The following is a 17,996-nucleotide window of genomic DNA, read 5'->3' as shown; positions in this document are numbered from 1 at the left end:
TGCTGTCAGTGGCGGTAACGTCATGACAGGGTAAGGCAATAAAAACGGACCGGCGCTGCAGTGCGTCGCAGCGCCGGTCCGCGGTGACGGTCAGAAGGTGAAGGTGTGGGTCAGCGACACCATGCGGCCACGGCCGGAGAAGAAGTTCTGCCAGCCCGGCAACTGCGACCAGGTCAGCACGTACTGCTTGTCCAGCAGGTTCTCGATGCCCAGCGACAGCTTGCCGTAGGTCCCGGTGTCGTAGTTCATGCTGAGATCCCACAACGCGTAACCGTAGGTATCCTCGTCATTGCGGTAGACCGCGCCGTTGGACGGATTGACGAAGGTCTCGCGCAGGTCGCGGCTGAAGGTACGGCTCACGCCCAGCGTCGCATCGAAACGATCATTCGGTGTCCAGGTCAGCGAGGCATTGACCTTGTCCGGGGAGATGTCGAGGATGCCCATCTCCTTGTTCAGGCCCGAGCCGTCGTAGTACTGGGTCTGGCCGCGGATCCGCGAGTACAGCAGCGTCGCCTTCCACTGGTCGTTGAAGGTCCAGGCGCTGTTCATCTCAATGCCTTCGATCCGGGTCGGTGCACGGGTGAGGATGAAGTCCTCGGTCACCTTGTCCACCGTCAGCGAAGACCCGAACTCGGAGGTCGAGCGGTAGCCCGAGATGCCGACCTGTGCCTGCTCGCCGCGCCAGTTGAAGCCCACTTCCTTGTTCTTGGTGATCAGCGGCTGCAGATCGGCGATGCATGCCACTGCCTTGCACGGGCTGTTGGCCTGGATATTGCGCAGCGGGATGCCCACGTTGGCAATACCGAAGCCTTCCGAGTACGAGGCGAACACCGACCACGCATCGGTGATGCGCCAGATCGCACCGAAGTTGGGCAGGTTGGCCTTGTAGTCGAGCTTGCCGCCCTGCACCGGGGTGAAGTCGCGGTAGGCGGTGGTGGTGTAACCGTCGATTTCCAGCTCACCGTCTTCGCGGCGGATGCCGGCATCCAGCGTCACCGGGCCGATGTCCCAGCTCAGCTGCGCGTACGGCGCCAGGCTGGTGTACTTCATCGGCGGCACCCAGACCCGGTCGGTCAACGCCAGGCGCTGTTCGGCCGTGTCTTCCACCAGGTCCAGGCCGGTGCGCAGGCGCAGACCCTCCACCGCGAACAGGTCGCCGTAGGCATAAGCCACACGCAACCCCTTCTTCTCGGAGTTGATCTCCGACTGGTCCCAGATGCGGTCGGCCTCCGGCGGCGCCGGCTTGACCAGCTGGCGGTCGGCGCCGTTCTCCGGCACATAGCGCATCGCCTGCTTTGCCCAGTACAGGTCCACGCTCAGGTCACCGCCGAAGAAGTCGGCATGGGTGTACTTGGCAGCGAACTGTTCGAAATCGTTGAACTCGGCCAGCGAGCCGGCGATGGACCCCTTTTCGGCGGTGTTGGTGCTCGGAATCGGGCACTCCACGGCGTCGTAGCGGCAGCCTTCGACCGGAATGTAGTTGTGCTTCCCACCAATATGGAAGTTGCTGTAGCTGGCCTGGATGCGCTGCATCTGGCCCTCGCCAAAGTTGTAGCCGCCCTTCAGAAAGAGGTTCTTGCTGTAGGAGTCGGACAGCGAGCCGGAGGTGTTCAACCCCACCCGGCGACCGTCGCCGTCGTAGGCGATGCCGCGGTCGATGTAAGCGCCGCTGATCAGGAAGTCCGCGGCGTCGCCCTTGAAGGTGTGGGTGATGCCGATCTTGGACTGCCCGCTGTCATCCTTGAACTGGGTGCCGTAGCGCGTGCTGACCGTGGTCTGGTGGCCCTCCACTTCAGGATTCTTGGAGAGATAGTTGATGACGCCACCGGCACCACCGATGCCCTCGGCGGCCGACGGGCCGTTGATCACTTCGATGCGGCCGATCACGCCCATGTCGGTGAACGTGCCGTTGCGGCTGCCTTCGCGCAGCGGGGAGCCCTGCGGCACACCGTCGAACAGGCGCAGCGCGACGCGGCCGCGCAGGGTCTCGCCACTGTTGCTCATTGCCTGGGAGGATTCGGAGTAGCCCGGCACCATGCGTGCCAGCACGGCCGTGGCGTCTTCGGTCAGGTTGAGGGTGCGCTGCACCTGTTCCTGGTTCACGACGGTCACTGCACCGGGAACCTTCTCGATCGAGATCGGGGTCCGGCTGCCGGTCACGATCACCTGGTCCAGATCGGTGGGTGTCGCGTTCTGCGCCATGGCAGGGCTGATGACACAGGCGAACAGTGCAGTGCTGATGGCCGCGGAAAGTGGCTTGATCATTCGTTTCTCCCCCCCAAAAAAGGAAATGCGGGACAGCCGGCCGGGGAGCCGTCGCCACCGATGACGCGCGTGGGCTTTCGCCCTTCCGCCGGTCGATGCGGTTCCCTTGCGGGTTTCCACGTCCTGTCCGGCAACGAGGCGAGAGCCTAGGCGCGGCGTCATGGCGATAGAACTGCGCTCAGGTATGTTCAAAGCCTAGGATTTGTTTCGCTTCGCACGGCGCACCGCGCGAAAACCCGTGGTATCAGCGTTGCGGCTCGGTCAATGCGACGCGCGCTTCCTCCAGCAACACGTTCACCAGGCGGATGCGCACTGACGAACGCGACCACACCACGCCAATCCGGCGCGGTTCGCTGCACTGCGGCAAGGGAATGCGCACAACGTTCAACCCTTCCGGCCATGGCTTGGCCCAATCCGGCACCAGTGACACGCCAAGCCTGCGGTCGACCATGACCGCGATGGCATTGAGTGCATTGAGCTCGAATCGCTCGCGCGGCACGATCCCGGCCTGCCGCAGATAGTCATCGGCGAGACGACCACCCCATTCGTGGCGGTCGTACCGGATCAACGGCTGCTCGCGCAGCAGCTCGTGCGGGTCACGGCCCGCCAGATGGGCCGGCGCCAGCACCACCAGTGGTTCTTCGCGCAGCTGCTGCCACTTGCAGGTCTTGGGCAGCGCGAACGGCGCCTGCAGCACCATCGCCGCATCCAGATCGCCGGCCTCCACCGCGCGGTACAGATCGGCCGAGTAGCCCGGCTTGATGAAGACGTTGATCTGCGGGAAGGTCGCCACCATCCGCGACAGGATGTCCGGCAGCAGGCCGGCCAGCGCGGTCGGGCACGCGCCCAGCCGCAGCTCGCCGGCCAGGTCGTTTTCGTTGGCCACGCTGCGCAGGTCGGCGACCTGGCGTAGCAGGTCGCGCGCCCGCTGCAGGATGCGCGCGCCGTCCTCGGTGACGCTGACGGTGCGCCCGGCGCGGGCGATCAGCGGCGCGCCGAGTTCACGTTCCAGCGTGCGGATCTGCTGGGCGACCGCGGCCGGGGTGATATGCAGCGAGCGGGCCGCGGCGGCCATCGAGCCGCGGTCCACCACCGTTACGAACGTACTCAGGAACTGGGTTTCCACGGATCACCTCTCAGCGCGTGAGCAACCTACACGAGCGACTGGCGCAATGCGATTGGACCAATGGCCCGTGCGCCGGCGCCTCGACGGTGCTGGTCATGGGGCTGCCGCTTCGGCCGGGGCATCGCGGTAGATGGTCAGCCCCTTCAGCGAGCGGGTCGGCGCCGGGAAGAACAGGCTGGCCACATAGCCGATCACGATGCACAGCAGGATCGAGATCGCCAGATAGAAGTACGGGTGCACCAGGTCCATGCTCCAGCAGACCAGCGTGATCAGGATCGAGCCGGCCACACCGATCGCCACGCCCGGTGCGTTGGCGCGGCGGGTGAACATCCCCAGCGTGTAGGCACCGGCAAAACCACCGCCGAGCAGGCCGGCCAGTTCGATGGAGACATCGAACAGCGAATGGATGTCATAGCGGCTCATCACCAGCGCGATGCCGATGCCGATCAGGCCCACGCCCACGCCGGACCATTCGGCCACGCGCACGGCGGTTTTCTCGTTCGGGTCCTTGACCAGTTTCTGGTAGAAATCCACCGAGACCAGGGTCGAGATCGAGTTGATGATGCTCGACAGGGTCGACATCGCCGCGGCGAAGATGCCGGCGATGATCAGCCCGGTGACGCCGGCCGGCAGCTCGGCGGCGATGAACAGCGGGAAGGTCGCATCGATCGGCAGCAGCGGATTCAGGCGTTCGGGGTTGTTGCGGTAGTACATCCACAGGGCCGTACCGATGCCGTAGAACACGAAGCCGCCGGGAATCATGATGGCGGCGAATGCCCAGATCGATCGCCCGGCTTCCTTGTCCGAGCGCGTGGACAAGGTGCGCTGCATCAGCACCTGGTCCTTCGGGAACGTCAGCACCACATCGAACACCACCAGGAAGATGAAGCCCCACACCGTGGCCTTGGTGAGGTCGAAGCTGAAATCGAACAGCTTGGTCTTGTCCTCCGCCGCGGCCGCACTCAGCAGCTGCGGCATGTCGCCGCCGGTCTGCAGGAAGATGAAGCCGATCGCGAACAGCGCGCCGCCGAACATCACGATCACCTGCACCACGTCGGTCCAGATCACCGCCTTGGAGCCGCCCACAGTGGAGTAGATGATGGTGAACACGCCCATCAGCATGATCGACCAGACCACGTCCACACCGGTGATGGTGGAGATCGCCAGCGCCGGCAGGAACAGGATCACGCTCATGCGGCTGCCGATCTGCATCACGATGCACAACGCACTGGACAGCATGCGGATCGCCGGATGGAAGCGCGTTTCCAGGTAGGAGAACACGCTCATCAGGTCCAGCCGACGCAGCAGCGGCACGATCCATACCGCCACGAACATCAGGCCGACGACCGCGATCAGGTTGTTGGTCAGGTACTGCCAGTTGGTATCGAAGGCTTTGGCCGGGATGGCGATGAAGCTGATCGAACTGGTGTTGGTGGCATACAGGCTGATGCCGGCCGCCCAGAACGGAATCGAGCGCCCACCGACGAAGAAGTCCGCCGTGGAGGCGTTCTGGTCTTTGAGATAGAAGTAGAAGCCCATCCCAAGCATGGCCAGCAGATAGACGCCGATCACCGTCCAGTCCAGCCAGCGCAGCAGGTGCTTGCCGCCCTGCAGTTCGGCGTACTGGAGCTGGCTGCCGGTGGCGCCCGCGGTGGCCCAGGCCAGTCCGTTGCCCCACGCCGTGACGGCCTGCGGTGCTGCGGCAATCGGCGTGTCCAGTGTCGTCCATGCGTCGGTGATGGTGTGGAAGGTGCGCGCCTGGGTCACGCCGCTGCCGTCGTTCACCAGCATCAGCAGATGTGCCTGGCCCAGCGCGCGCATCGAGCCGGCGATGATGGTGCCGTCCGGCGACGCGACCTGCTGCCAGCTGGCGTCGGCGTTGCGGCGCCACAGCTGATCGGGTTGGCCAGCCACAGCGGTGGCCAGGTAGAGCGCGCCCTTCTGCGCCTGCAATGCGTGCGGCACACCGGAAGCCGGCACCTGCTCAAGATGCTGCCAGGCGGCCGCCGCCCCGCGTCGATACAACTGGGTGACGCCGCCAGCGTCGGTGCCGATCAGGAACAGTGCATCGTTGAACGCCGCTCCCTGGGCGTTGCTCAAGGGCTGCGGCAGCGGCACGGGAGGATCGAGAACCAGCGCGCCGGCGCGCAACGTCAGCGCTTGCAGCGTATCGCTCCTCACGTCCGGCCCGTCCAGCAGGTAGGTACGCCCGGCGACGCTGGCGCTGCCCTTCACCCCCCTGCCCGGCGTCGCCGCCGGCACCTTAAGCGGCTCCCACGCGGTGTTGTCCGCACTGAGTGCCCAGCCATGGCCTTCGCTGAGCGCAACGATGCGCCCGTCCACGTGGAGGAGCCCGGCCGCCGATACCGGTGTCGGCAGTGCGGGCAGGCTGCCCGAGCTGACCGTAGTCAGGCTTTCGGCGGCGACCGCGCCACTGCCAGTGAGCAGCACTGAGGCAGCAAGCAGGCGCGCCGAGCGTGCACACCGCCGGATCAAGGACGAGAAGAAGGCGAACGGGACAGGCTTGAGCATGGAATCACCCGGAAAGAGCGCGGCGTGGCCGATGCAGGCCGTCGCGCAGGAATGAGAAAGGGGTCGATGCATCCGGTTGTCGCCGTCAGGCGACCGGAGGAGAGGCCGCGGCCAGGAGGGCCTCGGCACGGCGCAGATACGGCAGGTCGATCATCCGGCCTTCGAACAGGAACGCGCCGTGGCCGTTGCCGGCGGCGCTCGCCGAAGCAGCGACGATCCGGCGGGCCTCCTCAAGCATCGCCGGCGGCACGCTGAAGGTGGCATTGGCCAGCCCCACCTGGCGCGGGTGGATGCAGCTTTTGCCAATGAAGCCCAGCTGCTGGGCGATCCGTGCCTCGGCCAGGAAGCCCTCGGTATCGGTCACGTCCGGGAAGGCGCCATCGCAGGCGAACACATTGGCTTCGGCCGCGGCAAGGCGCACCGCGAACAGCGTGGCATGCACGTTGCTGAGCTCACGGTGGATGCCATTGGGCGCGAACAGGTCGCCCAACCCGAGCTGCAGGCCGGCCACGCGCGGATGCGCGGTGGCCAGCTCCGCGGCCGTGCGCAGCGCCTTGGGGGTTTCGATGTTGATCAACAGGCCGATCGGGCGCTCCACGCCATTGGCCTGCTCGGCCCGCTCCAGCCGGGCGATCGCGGCCAGCAACTGGGCGACCGATTCGATCTTGGGCAGATTGAGCAGGCTCACGCCGGGCAGTGCCACGGCCGCCAGATCGGCATCGAACTGCGCACTGCTGGTGCCGTTGGTACGCACGATCAACTGCTTGCCGCTGGCCCGGGTGGCCGCGCGCCGCAGGACATCGGCGACGTGGGCACGCGCCTGGGCCTTGCCGGCCTCGGGAACCGAGTCTTCCAGATCGAACGAGAGTGCATCGGCCTGGCTGGCCATGGCTTTGTCGAACAGTTCCGGGCGTGCCCCGGGGACGAACAGCTTGCTACGCATGGTTTTCCCTCATCAACCCGCGCAGTCTGCAGAATTAAAAGCCCGTAAAAAGTGCGGCCCCGGACATTCATTGGATAGTTTTTGTATCGATCGGGGGAGTGCCGATGGTGACGGCCGGGCCAGCGAACAGCACCGCCCGGCATCGCGGGCCGGCCCATCCTGCCATCGACATTGCCGCCCCGCGCCCCTGCCCTTCCCGGTGCGTTTGACCCGCGGCCGGGGAATTTCCGATGGCTCGGCTTAAACTGGGCGCCTTGATGACGGCCGGCCTGCCTGCCGCGCACAGCCCGGATCGACCGCCCGTATTCGTAAGGACGTTTCTTGCAAACCACTGATTCCAAACTGAAAGCCAAAGACAGCAAGGGGACCGCCGAGCACACCCCGCTCATGAAGCAGTTCTTCGCCGCCAAGTCCGACTACCCGGACCTGCTGCTGTTCTTCCGGATGGGCGATTTCTACGAGCTGTTCTACGATGACGCCCGCAAGGCGGCGCGGCTGCTGGACATCACCCTGACCCAGCGCGGCAGCTCGGGCGGCGCGCCGATCCCGATGGCCGGCGTGCCGGTGCATGCCTACGAAGGCTACCTGGCGCGCCTGGTCGCCTTGGGCGAGTCGGTGGCGATCTGCGAGCAGATCGGCGACCCGGCGCTGGCCAAAGGCCTGGTCGAGCGCAAGGTGGTGCGTATCGTCACCCCCGGCACCGTCACCGACGAAGCGCTGCTGGACGAGCGCCGCGACACGCTGCTGATGGCCCTCTCGCGGGGGAAGAACGGCTACGGGCTGGCGTGGGCCGATCTGGCCGGCGGCCGTTTCCTGGTCAACGAGGTCGATTCGGACGATGCGCTGGAAGCCGAGCTGGCCCGCCTGGAGCCGGCCGAACTGCTGGTGCCCGATGAAGAAAACTGGCCGGCCTTCCTGCAGTACCGCAATGGCATCCGCCGTCGCGCGCCGTGGCTGTTCGATGCCGACAGCGGCCGCCGCCAGCTGCTGAGTTTCTTCAAGCTGCACGATCTGACCGGCTTCGGCATCGACGACAAGCCACGCGCTACCGCCGCCGCCGGCGCCCTGCTCGGCTATGTCGAAGAAACCCAGAAGCAACGCCTGCCGCACCTCACCGCGATCGCCACGGAAACTGCGAGCGAAGCCATCGCCATGAACGCGGCCACGCGCCGCCATCTGGAGCTGGATACGCGGGTCGATGGCGATACCCGCAACACCCTGCTTGGCGTGCTCGATACCACAGTGACGCCGATGGGCGGTCGCCTGCTGCGGCGCTGGCTGCACCGCCCGCTGCGCCTGCGCGAGGTGCTGGTGCACCGCCACGATGCGGTCGCCACACTGATCGATCGCGGCGCCGAGGGCGACGTACGCGATGCCTTCCGTGCACTGGGTGATCTGGAACGCATCCTCACCCGCGTGGCGCTGCGCTCGGCGCGCCCGCGCGATTTCTCCACGCTGCGCGATGGCCTGGGCCTGCTGCCCGAGGTGCGCGCGGTGCTCGCACCGCTGGATTCGCCACGGCTGATCGCGCTGCACGATGCACTGGGCTCGCATGACGAATGCGCGCATCTGCTGGCCAGCGCGATCGCCCCGACCCCGCCGCTGAAGCTCAGCGATGGCGGCGTCATCGCCGAAGGCTACGACGCCGAGCTGGACGAACTGCGCCGCCTGTCCACGCATGCCGATCAGTTCCTGATCGATCTGGAACAGCGCGAGCGCATCAGCAGCGGCATCGCCACGCTGAAGGTCGGCTACAACCGCGTGCACGGTTACTACATCGAGATCAGCAAGGGCCAGTCGGAGAAGGCGCCGGTGCATTACACGCGCCGCCAGACGCTGACCAATGCCGAGCGCTACATCACCGAAGAACTGAAGTCCTTCGAAGACAAGGTGCTGTCCGCGCGGGAACGCTCGCTGACCCGCGAGAAGTTCCTGTACGAACAACTGCTGGACATCCTCGCCAGCGGGCTGGAGCCGCTCAAGCAGTGCGCCGCCGCGCTGAGCGAGCTCGACGTGCTGGCCGGTTTCGCCGAACGCGCGCAGGCGCTGGACTGGGCGCGGCCGCAACTGGAAACCGGGCCGTGCCTGAAGATCGAGCGCGGGCGTCATCCGGTGGTGGAAGCGGTACGCGAGCAGCCGTTCGAGCCGAACGATCTGGACCTGCATCCCGACCGCCGCATGCTGGTCATCACCGGCCCGAACATGGGCGGTAAATCCACCTACATGCGCCAGAACGCGCTGATCGTGCTGCTGGCCCACATCGGCAGTTTCGTGCCGGCCAGCCGCGCGGTGATCGGCCCGATCGACCGCATCCTGACCCGCATCGGCGCCGGCGACGATCTGGCCCGTGGGCAGTCGACCTTCATGGTCGAAATGGCCGAGACCAGCTACATCCTGCATCACGCCAGCGCACAGTCGCTGGTGCTGATGGACGAGATCGGCCGCGGCACGTCCACCTACGATGGCCTGGCGCTTGCTGACGCGGTCGCACGGCATCTGGCCTACCAGAACCGCTGCTACACGCTGTTCGCCACGCACTATTTCGAGTTGACCGCACTGGCCGACGAGCAGCACGAAGGCGGCGCCAGCGGCATCGCCAACGTGCATCTGGATGCGGTGGAACATGGCGACGCGCTGGTGTTCATGCACGCCGTGAAGGATGGCCCGGCCAACCGCAGCTTCGGCCTGCAGGTGGCCGCGTTGGCCGGCCTGCCCAAGTCGACCGTGGCCCAGGCGCGGCGTCGCCTGGCCGAGCTGGAACAGCGCAGCCACGACACGCAGTCGGCCGTGGTCGCCGCGCAGGCGCTGGATGCACCGCAGCAGTTCGGCCTGTTCAACGCGCCCAACACCGCCGCGCAGGACGCGCTGGCCGCGATCGATCCGGACGAGCTGACCCCGAAGCAGGCGCTGGAAGCGCTGTACCGGTTGAAGACGCTGCTCTGACGATCCGGCAGTGCCGGCCGCTGGGCGGCTCCCCGCAGAGCCGGTAGCACCCGACCGTTGGTCGGGTGTCCTAGCAGGCCTGCGTGAATTCTTCGCATTCCCGTAGTGAACGCAGCGCTATGCTCGGGCGATTCCCATCCCTGCCGTGGAGCCCGCCGTGAATACCGAATCACTTGCCGCGTCCCTCTTCCAGCAACTGCAGCAGGGCCAAGGCCTGCAGCAGGTGTCCCAGCAGCTGGGCATCGACCCCAACCAGGCCAGCACCGCAGTGGGCGCGGCCCTGCCGCTGCTGCTCGGCGCGATGGGCCGCAACGCGCAGGAACCCCAAGGCGCACAGGCACTGCTGGGCGCCTTGCAGCGTGATCATGCGCCGGCCAGTGCCGGGGGCGGCTTCGATCTGGGCGGGCTGCTGGGCAGCGTGCTGGGCGGCGGGGGCGGCAATGCCACCAACGGTGCCGGGATCCTCGGCCACGTCTTCGGCGGCAACACTGACCGCGCCACCCAGGGCCTGAGCCAGGCCACCGGGCTGGACAGCAGCAAGACCAGCCAGCTGCTCGCCATCCTCGCCCCCATCGTCATGTCCTATCTCGCCCAGCGCTTCGCCAGCGGCGGCAACGCCAACCCGGGTCAGCTCAGCCAGGCCCTCGGCCAGGAAGCACAGAGTGCCAACAGCGGTGGCCTGCTGACCTCCGTGCTGGACCAGGACGGCGATGGGCAGCTGGGCGTCGGCGATCTGCTCAAGCTCGGCGGCGGCCTGTTCGGCAAGCGCTGACGGCACGCGCTCGAAATAGCCTACGCCTATCGCATTAGTTGATTCATTCGAATGTACCGAATGAACAGCAATGGCTAACGTGTAGGCACGCCTTCACATCGCGCTGCCCGGCGGCCCGATGTGCAGGCAACCTTTCCGACGTCGCCATCGCCTCCCCCACGCCGATGGTGGCCACGTTCGCCAGTACACAGGTAGATACCCATGAAAAGCGAAGCCAAGTGCCCGTTCAACCACGCCCTCGTCGGCGATGCCACCACCAATCGCGACTGGTGGCCCAAGCAGCTGCGGGTGGACCTGCTCAACCAGCACTCGACCCGGTCGCATCCGCTGGATGAGGCATTCGATTACGCCGAGGCCTTCAAGGGCTTGGATTACGCCGCACTCAAGGCCGACCTCAAGGCCTTGATGACCGATTCGCAGGACTGGTGGCCGGCCGACTTCGGCCACTACGGTGGCTTGTTCGTGCGCATGGCCTGGCACAGCGCCGGCACCTACCGCATCGGCGATGGCCGTGGCGGCGCCGGCCGCGGCCAGCAGCGCTTCGCCCCGCTCAACAGCTGGCCGGACAACGTCAGCCTGGACAAGGCACGCCGCCTGCTGTGGCCGATCAAGCAGAAGCATGGCCAGGCGATCTCCTGGGCGGACCTGCTGGTGCTCACCGGCAACGTCGCGCTTGAATCGATGGGCTTCAAGACACTCGGCTTCGCCGGCGGCCGCCCGGATACCTGGGAACCCGACCAGGATGTGTACTGGGGCCGCGAAACCACCTGGCTCGGCGGTGATGTGCGCTATGCGCATGGATCCGAAGGCGTGCAGGAAGACCACGGGGTGCTGGTCTCCGACGATGACGCGGACGGTGACATCCACTCGCGCGATCTGGAGAACCCGCTGGCCGCGGTGCAGATGGGCCTGATCTACGTCAATCCGGAAGGCCCGGATGGCAATCCCGATCCGCTCAAGGCGGCCTTCGACATCCGCGATACGTTCGGCCGCATGGCCATGGACGATGAGGAAACCGTCGCGCTGATCGCCGGTGGCCACAGCTTCGGCAAGACCCACGGCGCCGGCCCGGCCGACAACGTCGATGTGGAACCGGAAGCGGCGGGCCTGGAAAGCCAGGGCCTGGGCTGGGCCAACCGATTCGGCACCGGCAAGGGCGGCGATACCATCACCAGTGGCCTGGAAGTGACCTGGACGCGCACCCCGGCGCAGTGGAGCCATGACTTCTTCGAGATCCTGTTCGGCCACGAGTGGGAGCTGACCAAGAGCCCGGCCGGTGCGCACCAGTGGGTGGCCAAGGACAGCGAGGCGATCATTCCCGACGCGCACGATCCGTCGAAGAAGCATCGCCCGACCATGCTCACCACCGATCTGTCGCTGCGTGTGGACCCGGCCTACGAGAAGATCTCGCGCCGCTTCCTGGCCGATCCCCAGGCCTTCGCCGATGCCTTTGCCCGTGCGTGGTTCAAGCTGACCCATCGCGACATGGGCCCGCGTGCACGCTACCTCGGCCCGGAAATTCCCACCGAAGAATTCGTCTGGCAGGACCCGGTGCCGGCGGCCCCGAAGACCGCGCTCAGCGCGCAGGACATCGCCGCGCTGAAGCAGCAGATCGGCGCGGCCGGGCTGAGCGCGGGCGAGCTGGTTTCCACCGCGTGGGCATCGGCCTCGACCTTCCGCGGCTCGGACAAGCGTGGCGGCGCCAACGGTGCGCGTGTGCGCCTGGCCCCGCAGAAGGACTGGGCCGTCAACCAGCCGCAGCAGCTGGGCAAGGCGCTGGCCGCGCTGGAGAAGATCCAGGCCGGTTTCACCGGCGACGGCGGTGCGCAGGTCTCGCTGGCCGATCTGATCGTGCTGGCCGGCAACGTCGGCGTCGAGCAGGCGGCCAGGGCCGGTGGCCATGAGGTCAGCGTGCCGTTCAACCCGGGCCGCACCGATGCCAGCCAGGAGCAGACCGATGTCGAATCGTTCGCCGTGCTGGAACCGTATGCCGATGGCTTCCGCAATTACGTCAAGGGCCGCTACAGCGTGCCGGCCGAGGCGCTGCTGATCGACCGTGCGCAGCTGCTCACACTCACCGCACCGGAGATGACCGCCCTGGTCGGCGGCCTGCGGGTGATCGGCACCAACGTCGGCGGCAGCAAGGACGGCGTGTTCACCGATCGCGTCGGCACGTTGAGCAACGACTTCTTCGTCAACCTGCTCGACATGGGGACGCAGTGGGTCGCCAGTGGCGATGGCTACAGCGGCCGCGACCGCCGTACCGGCGCGCAGCGCTGGAGCGGCAGTCGCGTGGATCTGGTGTTCGGCTCGAACTCGGTGCTGCGCGCCCTGGCCGAGGTCTACGCCAGCGCGGACGGCGAGAAGAAGTTCGTCCGCGACTTCGTCGCTGCCTGGGCGCGGGTGATGGAGCTGGACCGTTACGACCTGCGTTGATTCAATACGGCAGGCACACACAACGACCGGGCCGCATGGCCCGGTCTTTTCATGTGTGCGGTGCGCGGCTCACAGTGCGTCCAGATCGCCCAGCGCACGGATCAACCGGCGCGCGCGCTTGTCCGGCTTGTGCTCTGGCGGCTGGTACCCGTTCTTTGCGGCGGCACGCTGCAGGCGCAGTTCCGCGCGGCGTGCAAGCGAGGCCTCGCTCTCGGCGTACAACTGCTGCGCCACCGGGGCCGGGCCGCGCATCTCGCTCAGGCCACGCACTTCGACCTCGAACACCTCATCGCCACGGCTGATCTGCAGCGCTTCGCCCACGCGCACCGCGCGCGAGGATTTCGGGCGTTGCCCGGCCACATCCACCTTGCCGGTTTCCACCGCCTGTTTGGCCAGGCTGCGGGTTCGATAGAACCGTGCGGCCCACAGCCACACATCCAGCCGCACGGCGGCCACCGGTGTTGCATCAGTCATGCTTTCTACCCAGCTCCACGGCGTTGGCCGGTTGTCGGTTCAGGGGTTGCGGGGCGTCCGGTGTACCGCGGCACCCGGTGCCACCGATCAGCGCCGGTACCCCCGCATCCAGATCGCGGCGCTGGCTGCCGACCTGGCATTCCGGTCGGTCCATCGGCCGCACCTGCGCATCGCGCAGGCGGTCGTCCGCACTCGAACATGCGGTCAGCGCGGCGCCAATCAAGAGGGCCAGCGCGGCGGGGATGAACCGGTCAGCCGGGAGGGCTGGATGCCGGCCAGCGGCCGTCACGACCGACGGAGCGGCTGACGTGCGGTGAGACGCGAACGTGCGCATCGCGATATCCCCTTGATGGGCTTGGTGCTAGTGTGCCGCTCTCTGAGCTTGATCTCCAGCGCACATGGCCAAAGCGCCGCTTGACCTGACCACGGGCCCGATCGGGCGCAATCTGTTCCTGTTCGCCCTGCCGATCCTCGCCGGCAACATCGCCCAGTCGATGAACGGCTCGGTGAACGCGATCTGGGTCGGCCGCTTCCTCGGCGAGGCGGCGCTGACCGCCACCGCGAACGCCAACAACATCATGTTCTTCCTGATCGGCTCGGTATTCGGGATCGGCATGGCTGCCTCGATCCTGATCGGCCAGTCGATGGGCGCGCGTGACCTGCCCCAGGCCCGGCGCGTGATGGGCACCAGCGCGACCTTCTTCATCGGCCTGTCGGTGGTGATCGCGATCGCCGGCTGGTGGTTGTCGCATCCGTTGCTGGCGGCGATGGGCACACCGGCCGAATCGCTGCCGCTGGCCGAGGCCTACCTGCGCATCATCTTCCTGGCGATGCCGACGCTGTACGCCTTCGCCTTCCTCAGTTCGGCACTGCGCGGTGTGGGTGACTCACGCACGCCGTTCCGCTTCCTGCTGCTCTCGGTGGTGCTGGATATCGGCTTCAACCCACTGTTGATCTTCGGCATCGGCCCGTTCCCGCAGCTGGGCATCGCCGGCGCCGCCTGGGCCACGTTGATCGCGCAGACGCTCTCGCTGCTCGGCCTGCTCTGGTACATGCGCAACAAGCGCCATGTGCTGTGGCTGGGGCGCAAGGACATGGCGCTGTTCAAGATCGATGGCGAGATCCTGCGCGCCTTGGTGGTCAAAGGCGTGCCGATGGGCCTGCAGATGGTGCTGATCTCGCTGTCGATGATCCTGATGATGACCATGGTCAACAGCTACGGCACCGATACCGCCGCCGCGTATGGCGCCTCGCTGCAGTTGTGGACGTACGTGCAGATGCCGGCGATGGCGATCGGTGCGGCGTGCTCGACCATGGCCGCGCAGAACGTCGGCGCGCAGCGCTGGGACCGCGTGCGTGGCACCGCCCGCAGCGGCGTGCTCTACAACTTCCTGCTGACCGGCGTGCTGATCCTGCCGCTGATCCTGCTGGACCGTTACACCCTCGCCCTGTTCCTGCCCGAGGGCAGCCAGGCGCTGGAGGTGGCGCGCCACCTCAACCACATCGCAGTGTGGTCGTTCCTGTTCTTCGGGGTGAACTTCGTGATCTCCGGCGTGGTGCGTTCGACCGGCGCGGTGATTCCGCCGCTGCTGATCCTGGCCGCCTCGCTGTGGGGCATCCGCGTGCCGTTCGCCGAGCTGCTGCAGGACCGCTGGGGGGCCGACGCGGTGTGGTGGAGTTTCCCGGTCAGCTCGTTCTGCGCGATGCTGATGTCGCTGGCGTATTACCGCTGGGGTGGCTGGCGCAAGGCGCGGATGCTGCCCAGCCATCACGAGGAACTGGCGGCCCCGGCCGAGGTCCCCGCTTCGCCGCCGTCACCGGTGGCGGACCCGAACCCGACGACGCCGCTGCAGCCTGCCCCGGCGGGCAGCGCCAGACCGGATTAACCCACGCGCCCCTGCAGCAGCGTCTTCCAGGCAGGCAGTTGGTAGCGCCGCCGCTGGTAGCGCATCAGCAGCGCCATCATCACGCCGAACAACAGCCCGGCCATGACCGCGCTGCCAATGGTGATGCCGGGCGGGAACGGGCCCAGTTCGAAGAGCAGCCACATCAGCGCCTGCCACAAGACGCTCCACAGCAGGCCGAACAGCCCGCCCATCACGAACAGATTGGCACTGAAGCTGGCAAGCAGCGGTGGCGGCACGCGCAGCCCCATGCGCCACAGCAGCCGATGCATCGGCGGTGCGCGCATGCCGGCGGGCACGTTGGCGTCGGCCATGGCCTGCAGCGCGTGACGAACATCAGCGGGATAACGGTCCATGTGCTTCTCCATCACGAGGCCATAAACGCAAACGGCCACCCGAAGGTGGCCGTTTGAGGCGACAACCGGGGTTGTCGGCCGGGAATTACTGGGCAGCCTTGGCAGCCAGGCGCGCGGCCTTGGCCTGCGCAGCAGCAGCCAGATCTTCCTTGATGCGGGCAGCCTTGCCTTCCAGACCACGCAGGTAGTACAGCTTGCCGGCGCGGACCTTACCACGACGCTTCACTTCGACCGAGTCGATGATGGCGCTGTGGGTCTGGAAGACGCGCTCGACGCCGTAGCCGTGCGAGATCTTGCGGACGGTGAACGCGGAGTTCAGGCCGGCGTTCTTGGTGCCGATGACGACGCCTTCGTAAGCCTGCACGCGCTCACGGTTGCCTTCCTTCACCTTCACGTTGACGACGACGGTGTCACCCTGGCTGAACTTCGGCAGCTCGCGGGTGATCTGGGCGGATTCGAAGTCCGAGAGGATGGATTTGTTCAGCTTGCTCATGGGTGCACCGATAATGTTCGGGTGATCGTGTCGTTCGACAACGTGGGCTCATGCAGTCACCGGACTGTGCTGCACGTTTTTTGTAGGGGTTCCTGCCAACGAGACCCAAAAGGCCGATGGCAATCCCGAATTGTAAACAAGATCCCGCCCCCGCGCTAGGGGGTTGGATCCTTGGCAACGGCCTGCCGTGCCTGCTCCAGCAGGACGCGGTCGGCCTTGGACAACTGGCCTTCGTCGAGCAGATCCGGCCGCCGCAGCGCCGTGCGCAGCAACGATTGCTGCCGGCGCCAGCGGGCGATGGCAGCATGGTTGCCCGAGCGCAGCACGTCCGGGACAGTGCCCCATTCATGCTGGGCCGGATGGCTGTAATGCGGGCAGTCCAGCAGCCCCTGCGGGCCTTCGAAACTGTCCTGGGCAGCCGATTCGGCATCGCCGAGGGCCCCCTGCTGCAGACGGGTCACCGCATCGACGATCACCGCCGCGCCCAGCTCACCGCCGGACAGGACGTAATCGCCGAGGGAGATTTCCTCGGTGACCTCGGCCTCGAGGAAGCGCTCGTCGATGCCCTCATAGCGGCCGCAGAGCAGGATCATGCGCGGCAGTGCGGCCAGCTCCCGGACCTTGGCCTGGGTCAGCGGCGTGCCCTGCGGGCTGAGGTAGATCACCGGTGCGGGCGCCGGATCGGCGGCTTTCGCGGCCGCCAGACAGGCCCGCAGCGGCTCGATCAGCATGACCATGCCCGGGCCACCCCCGAATGGACGGTCGTCCACCCGGCGGTAGTTGCCTTCGGCATAGTCACGCGGATTCCAGCCGTGCAGTTCCAGCAGACCGCGCTCGGCAGCACGGCCGACCACGCCCAGCGCGGCCGACTGCGCCATGAACTCGGGGAACAACGTGACGACGTCGATACGCATCCGGCTTAGAACTCCGGATCCCAATCGACCACGATCAGGTTGGCCTCGAAATCCACCGAGACGACGAATTCGGGCTGCACGAACGGAATCATCCGCTCACGATCCCCCTGCACCACGAGCACGTCGTTGGAGCCGGTCGAGAACAGGTGTGACGCCCGCCCAAGTTCGACACCTTCGACGGTACGCACCTGCAAGCCCTCCAGATCGACCCAGTAATACTCATCGGGTTTCGGGGGCGGCAGTGCGCTGCGCGCGACATAGACTTCGGTCCCGTACATCGCCTCGACCACATCGCGGTCGGTGATGCCGGGAAACACGGCGACCAGATGCTTGCCGGACTGACGTCCGCGTGCACCGGTGAGCGTGCTCTCCTGGCCGGCGGGGGTCCGCAGGATCCAGGGCTGATAGTGGAAAATGGCGGTACGCGGCTCGGTCCAGGACTCGAGCTTGATCTCGCCTCGCACACCAAAAGCGCCGACAATCCTGCCCAGCAGGATGCGGCGCTCGGTATCTTTCATCTGTATAGACCGATGGGCCGCGGCAGGCGCGGCCCTTCAGGATCAGGCCGCGGAGGCCTGGGCCTTGGTCGCTTCCTTGTACAGGTTGCGAACCTTGTCGGTCATCTGGGCGCCGTTGGCGACCCACTTGTCGACCAGCGGCAGGTCCAGCACGATGCGGGATTCGGCACCCTGGGCAACCGGGTTGTAGTAACCGACGCGCTCGATGTTGCGGCCATCACGGGCGCTACGCGAATCGGTCACGATGATGTGGTAGAAGGGACGCTTCTTGGCGCCGCCGCGGGTCAGTCGAATCTTGACCATGGTGTTGTTTCCTCAAT

At 66.6% G+C, this 17,996-nt stretch carries 15 protein-coding genes; 4 read left to right on the top strand and 11 right to left on the bottom strand.

All coding sequences use genetic code 11. The features are described from left to right. Positions 1–90: 90 nt before the first annotated feature. From ACWV8V_RS01950 to ACWV8V_RS01935, 4 genes are all read right to left on the bottom strand, one after another. The gene (locus ACWV8V_RS01950) at positions 91–2,265 is read right to left on the bottom strand and encodes a TonB-dependent receptor (RefSeq protein ID WP_259262175.1); all 2,175 of its coding nucleotides are present in this window, start codon (positions 2,263–2,265) and stop codon (positions 91–93) included. 244 nt (positions 2,266–2,509) lie between these two features. Next, positions 2,510–3,391: a LysR family transcriptional regulator gene (locus ACWV8V_RS01945; RefSeq protein ID WP_346468786.1), complete on the bottom strand. Its 882-nt coding sequence runs from the start codon at positions 3,389–3,391 to the stop codon at positions 2,510–2,512. Between the two features lie 93 nt (positions 3,392–3,484). After that, positions 3,485–5,923 (bottom strand): sodium:solute symporter family transporter, encoded by a 2,439-nt coding sequence (locus tag ACWV8V_RS01940; RefSeq protein WP_455898802.1) that lies wholly within the window; start codon positions 5,921–5,923, stop codon positions 3,485–3,487. Between the two features lie 85 nt (positions 5,924–6,008). Then, entirely contained in the window at positions 6,009–6,866 is an 858-nt protein-coding gene (locus ACWV8V_RS01935) for an HpcH/HpaI aldolase/citrate lyase family protein (RefSeq protein WP_259262171.1), read from the bottom strand. Between the two features lie 321 nt (positions 6,867–7,187). Between ACWV8V_RS01935 and mutS the strand changes: the two genes are divergently transcribed. The 3 genes from mutS (at position 7,188) to katG (ending at position 13,017) form a co-directional block, all read left to right on the top strand. Then, positions 7,188–9,809 (top strand): DNA mismatch repair protein MutS, encoded by a 2,622-nt coding sequence (mutS, locus tag ACWV8V_RS01930; RefSeq protein WP_455898801.1) that lies wholly within the window; start codon positions 7,188–7,190, stop codon positions 9,807–9,809. A 157-nt stretch (positions 9,810–9,966) separates the two neighbouring features. Continuing rightward, complete coding sequence (locus ACWV8V_RS01925; RefSeq protein WP_259261397.1) at positions 9,967–10,581, top strand: DUF937 domain-containing protein; 615 nt, start codon at positions 9,967–9,969, stop codon at positions 10,579–10,581. Positions 10,582–10,782: 201 nt separating this feature from the next. Beyond that, complete coding sequence (gene katG, locus ACWV8V_RS01920) at positions 10,783–13,017, top strand: catalase/peroxidase HPI (protein ID WP_455898800.1); 2,235 nt, start codon at positions 10,783–10,785, stop codon at positions 13,015–13,017. Between the two features lie 69 nt (positions 13,018–13,086). Here katG and ACWV8V_RS01915 read toward each other — a convergent pair whose 3' ends face one another. Both ACWV8V_RS01915 and ACWV8V_RS01910 read right to left on the bottom strand, forming a co-directional pair. Continuing rightward, positions 13,087–13,491, bottom strand: a complete 405-nt coding sequence (locus tag ACWV8V_RS01915) for an RNA-binding S4 domain-containing protein (protein WP_265309380.1) — start codon at positions 13,489–13,491, stop codon at positions 13,087–13,089. Continuing rightward, positions 13,484–13,645, bottom strand: a complete 162-nt coding sequence (locus ACWV8V_RS01910) for a hypothetical protein (RefSeq protein ID WP_369348596.1) — start codon at positions 13,643–13,645, stop codon at positions 13,484–13,486. Before ACWV8V_RS01910 ends, ACWV8V_RS01915 begins: the two co-directional genes overlap by 8 nt. 244 nt (positions 13,646–13,889) lie before the next feature. Between ACWV8V_RS01910 and ACWV8V_RS01905 the strand changes: the two genes are divergently transcribed. Continuing rightward, positions 13,890–15,377 (top strand): MATE family efflux transporter, encoded by a 1,488-nt coding sequence (locus tag ACWV8V_RS01905; RefSeq protein ID WP_259261393.1) that lies wholly within the window; start codon positions 13,890–13,892, stop codon positions 15,375–15,377. Here ACWV8V_RS01905 and ACWV8V_RS01900 read toward each other — a convergent pair. The 5 genes from ACWV8V_RS01900 to rpsP form a co-directional block, all read right to left on the bottom strand. Further along, complete coding sequence (locus tag ACWV8V_RS01900) at positions 15,374–15,751, bottom strand: DUF6404 family protein (protein ID WP_259261392.1); 378 nt, start codon at positions 15,749–15,751, stop codon at positions 15,374–15,376. The two genes, ACWV8V_RS01905 and ACWV8V_RS01900, sit on opposite strands and share 4 nt — an antisense overlap. An 85-nt stretch (positions 15,752–15,836) precedes the next feature. Beyond that, positions 15,837–16,244 (bottom strand): 50S ribosomal protein L19, encoded by a 408-nt coding sequence (gene rplS / locus ACWV8V_RS01895; RefSeq protein WP_019184486.1) that lies wholly within the window; start codon positions 16,242–16,244, stop codon positions 15,837–15,839. Positions 16,245–16,399: 155 nt separating this feature from the next. After that, entirely contained in the window at positions 16,400–17,158 is a 759-nt protein-coding gene (gene trmD / locus ACWV8V_RS01890) for a tRNA (guanosine(37)-N1)-methyltransferase TrmD (RefSeq protein WP_455898799.1), read from the bottom strand. 5 nt (positions 17,159–17,163) lie between these two features. After that, positions 17,164–17,676, bottom strand: a complete 513-nt coding sequence (rimM, locus tag ACWV8V_RS01885) for a ribosome maturation factor RimM (protein ID WP_070473373.1) — start codon at positions 17,674–17,676, stop codon at positions 17,164–17,166. 42 nt (positions 17,677–17,718) lie between these two features. Beyond that, complete coding sequence (gene rpsP / locus ACWV8V_RS01880; RefSeq protein ID WP_017356068.1) at positions 17,719–17,979, bottom strand: 30S ribosomal protein S16; 261 nt, start codon at positions 17,977–17,979, stop codon at positions 17,719–17,721. Between the last annotated feature and the right edge of the window lie 17 nt (positions 17,980–17,996).

It is taken from the genome of Stenotrophomonas sp. Ker107b (assembly GCF_053847245.1).
The sequence above is the reverse complement of the archived record's forward strand: the minus strand, read 5'-3'. Positions and strand labels throughout refer to the sequence as shown.

Excerpts from the sequence above, each read along its gene's own strand:
- ACWV8V_RS01950 (WP_259262175.1), bottom strand. The coding sequence starts at position 2,265 with ATGATCAAGCCACTTTCCGCGGCCATCAGCACTGCACTGTTCGCCTGT.
- ACWV8V_RS01940 (WP_455898802.1), bottom strand. The coding sequence starts at position 5,923 with ATGCTCAAGCCTGTCCCGTTCGCCTTCTTCTCGTCCTTGATCCGGCGG.
- ACWV8V_RS01935 (WP_259262171.1), bottom strand. The coding sequence starts at position 6,866 with ATGCGTAGCAAGCTGTTCGTCCCCGGGGCACGCCCGGAACTGTTCGAC.
- katG (WP_455898800.1), top strand. The coding sequence starts at position 10,783 with ATGAAAAGCGAAGCCAAGTGCCCGTTCAACCACGCCCTCGTCGGCGAT.
- ACWV8V_RS01915 (WP_265309380.1), bottom strand. The coding sequence starts at position 13,491 with ATGACTGATGCAACACCGGTGGCCGCCGTGCGGCTGGATGTGTGGCTG.
- ACWV8V_RS01910 (WP_369348596.1), bottom strand. The coding sequence starts at position 13,645 with ATGGACCGACCGGAATGCCAGGTCGGCAGCCAGCGCCGCGATCTGGAT.
- ACWV8V_RS01905 (WP_259261393.1), top strand. The coding sequence starts at position 13,890 with ATGGCCAAAGCGCCGCTTGACCTGACCACGGGCCCGATCGGGCGCAAT.
- ACWV8V_RS01900 (WP_259261392.1), bottom strand. The coding sequence starts at position 15,751 with ATGGACCGTTATCCCGCTGATGTTCGTCACGCGCTGCAGGCCATGGCC.
- rplS (WP_019184486.1), bottom strand. The coding sequence starts at position 16,244 with ATGAGCAAGCTGAACAAATCCATCCTCTCGGACTTCGAATCCGCCCAG.
- trmD (WP_455898799.1), bottom strand. The coding sequence starts at position 17,158 with ATGCGTATCGACGTCGTCACGTTGTTCCCCGAGTTCATGGCGCAGTCG.
- rimM (WP_070473373.1), bottom strand. The coding sequence starts at position 17,676 with ATGAAAGATACCGAGCGCCGCATCCTGCTGGGCAGGATTGTCGGCGCT.
- rpsP (WP_017356068.1), bottom strand. The coding sequence starts at position 17,979 with ATGGTCAAGATTCGACTGACCCGCGGCGGCGCCAAGAAGCGTCCCTTC.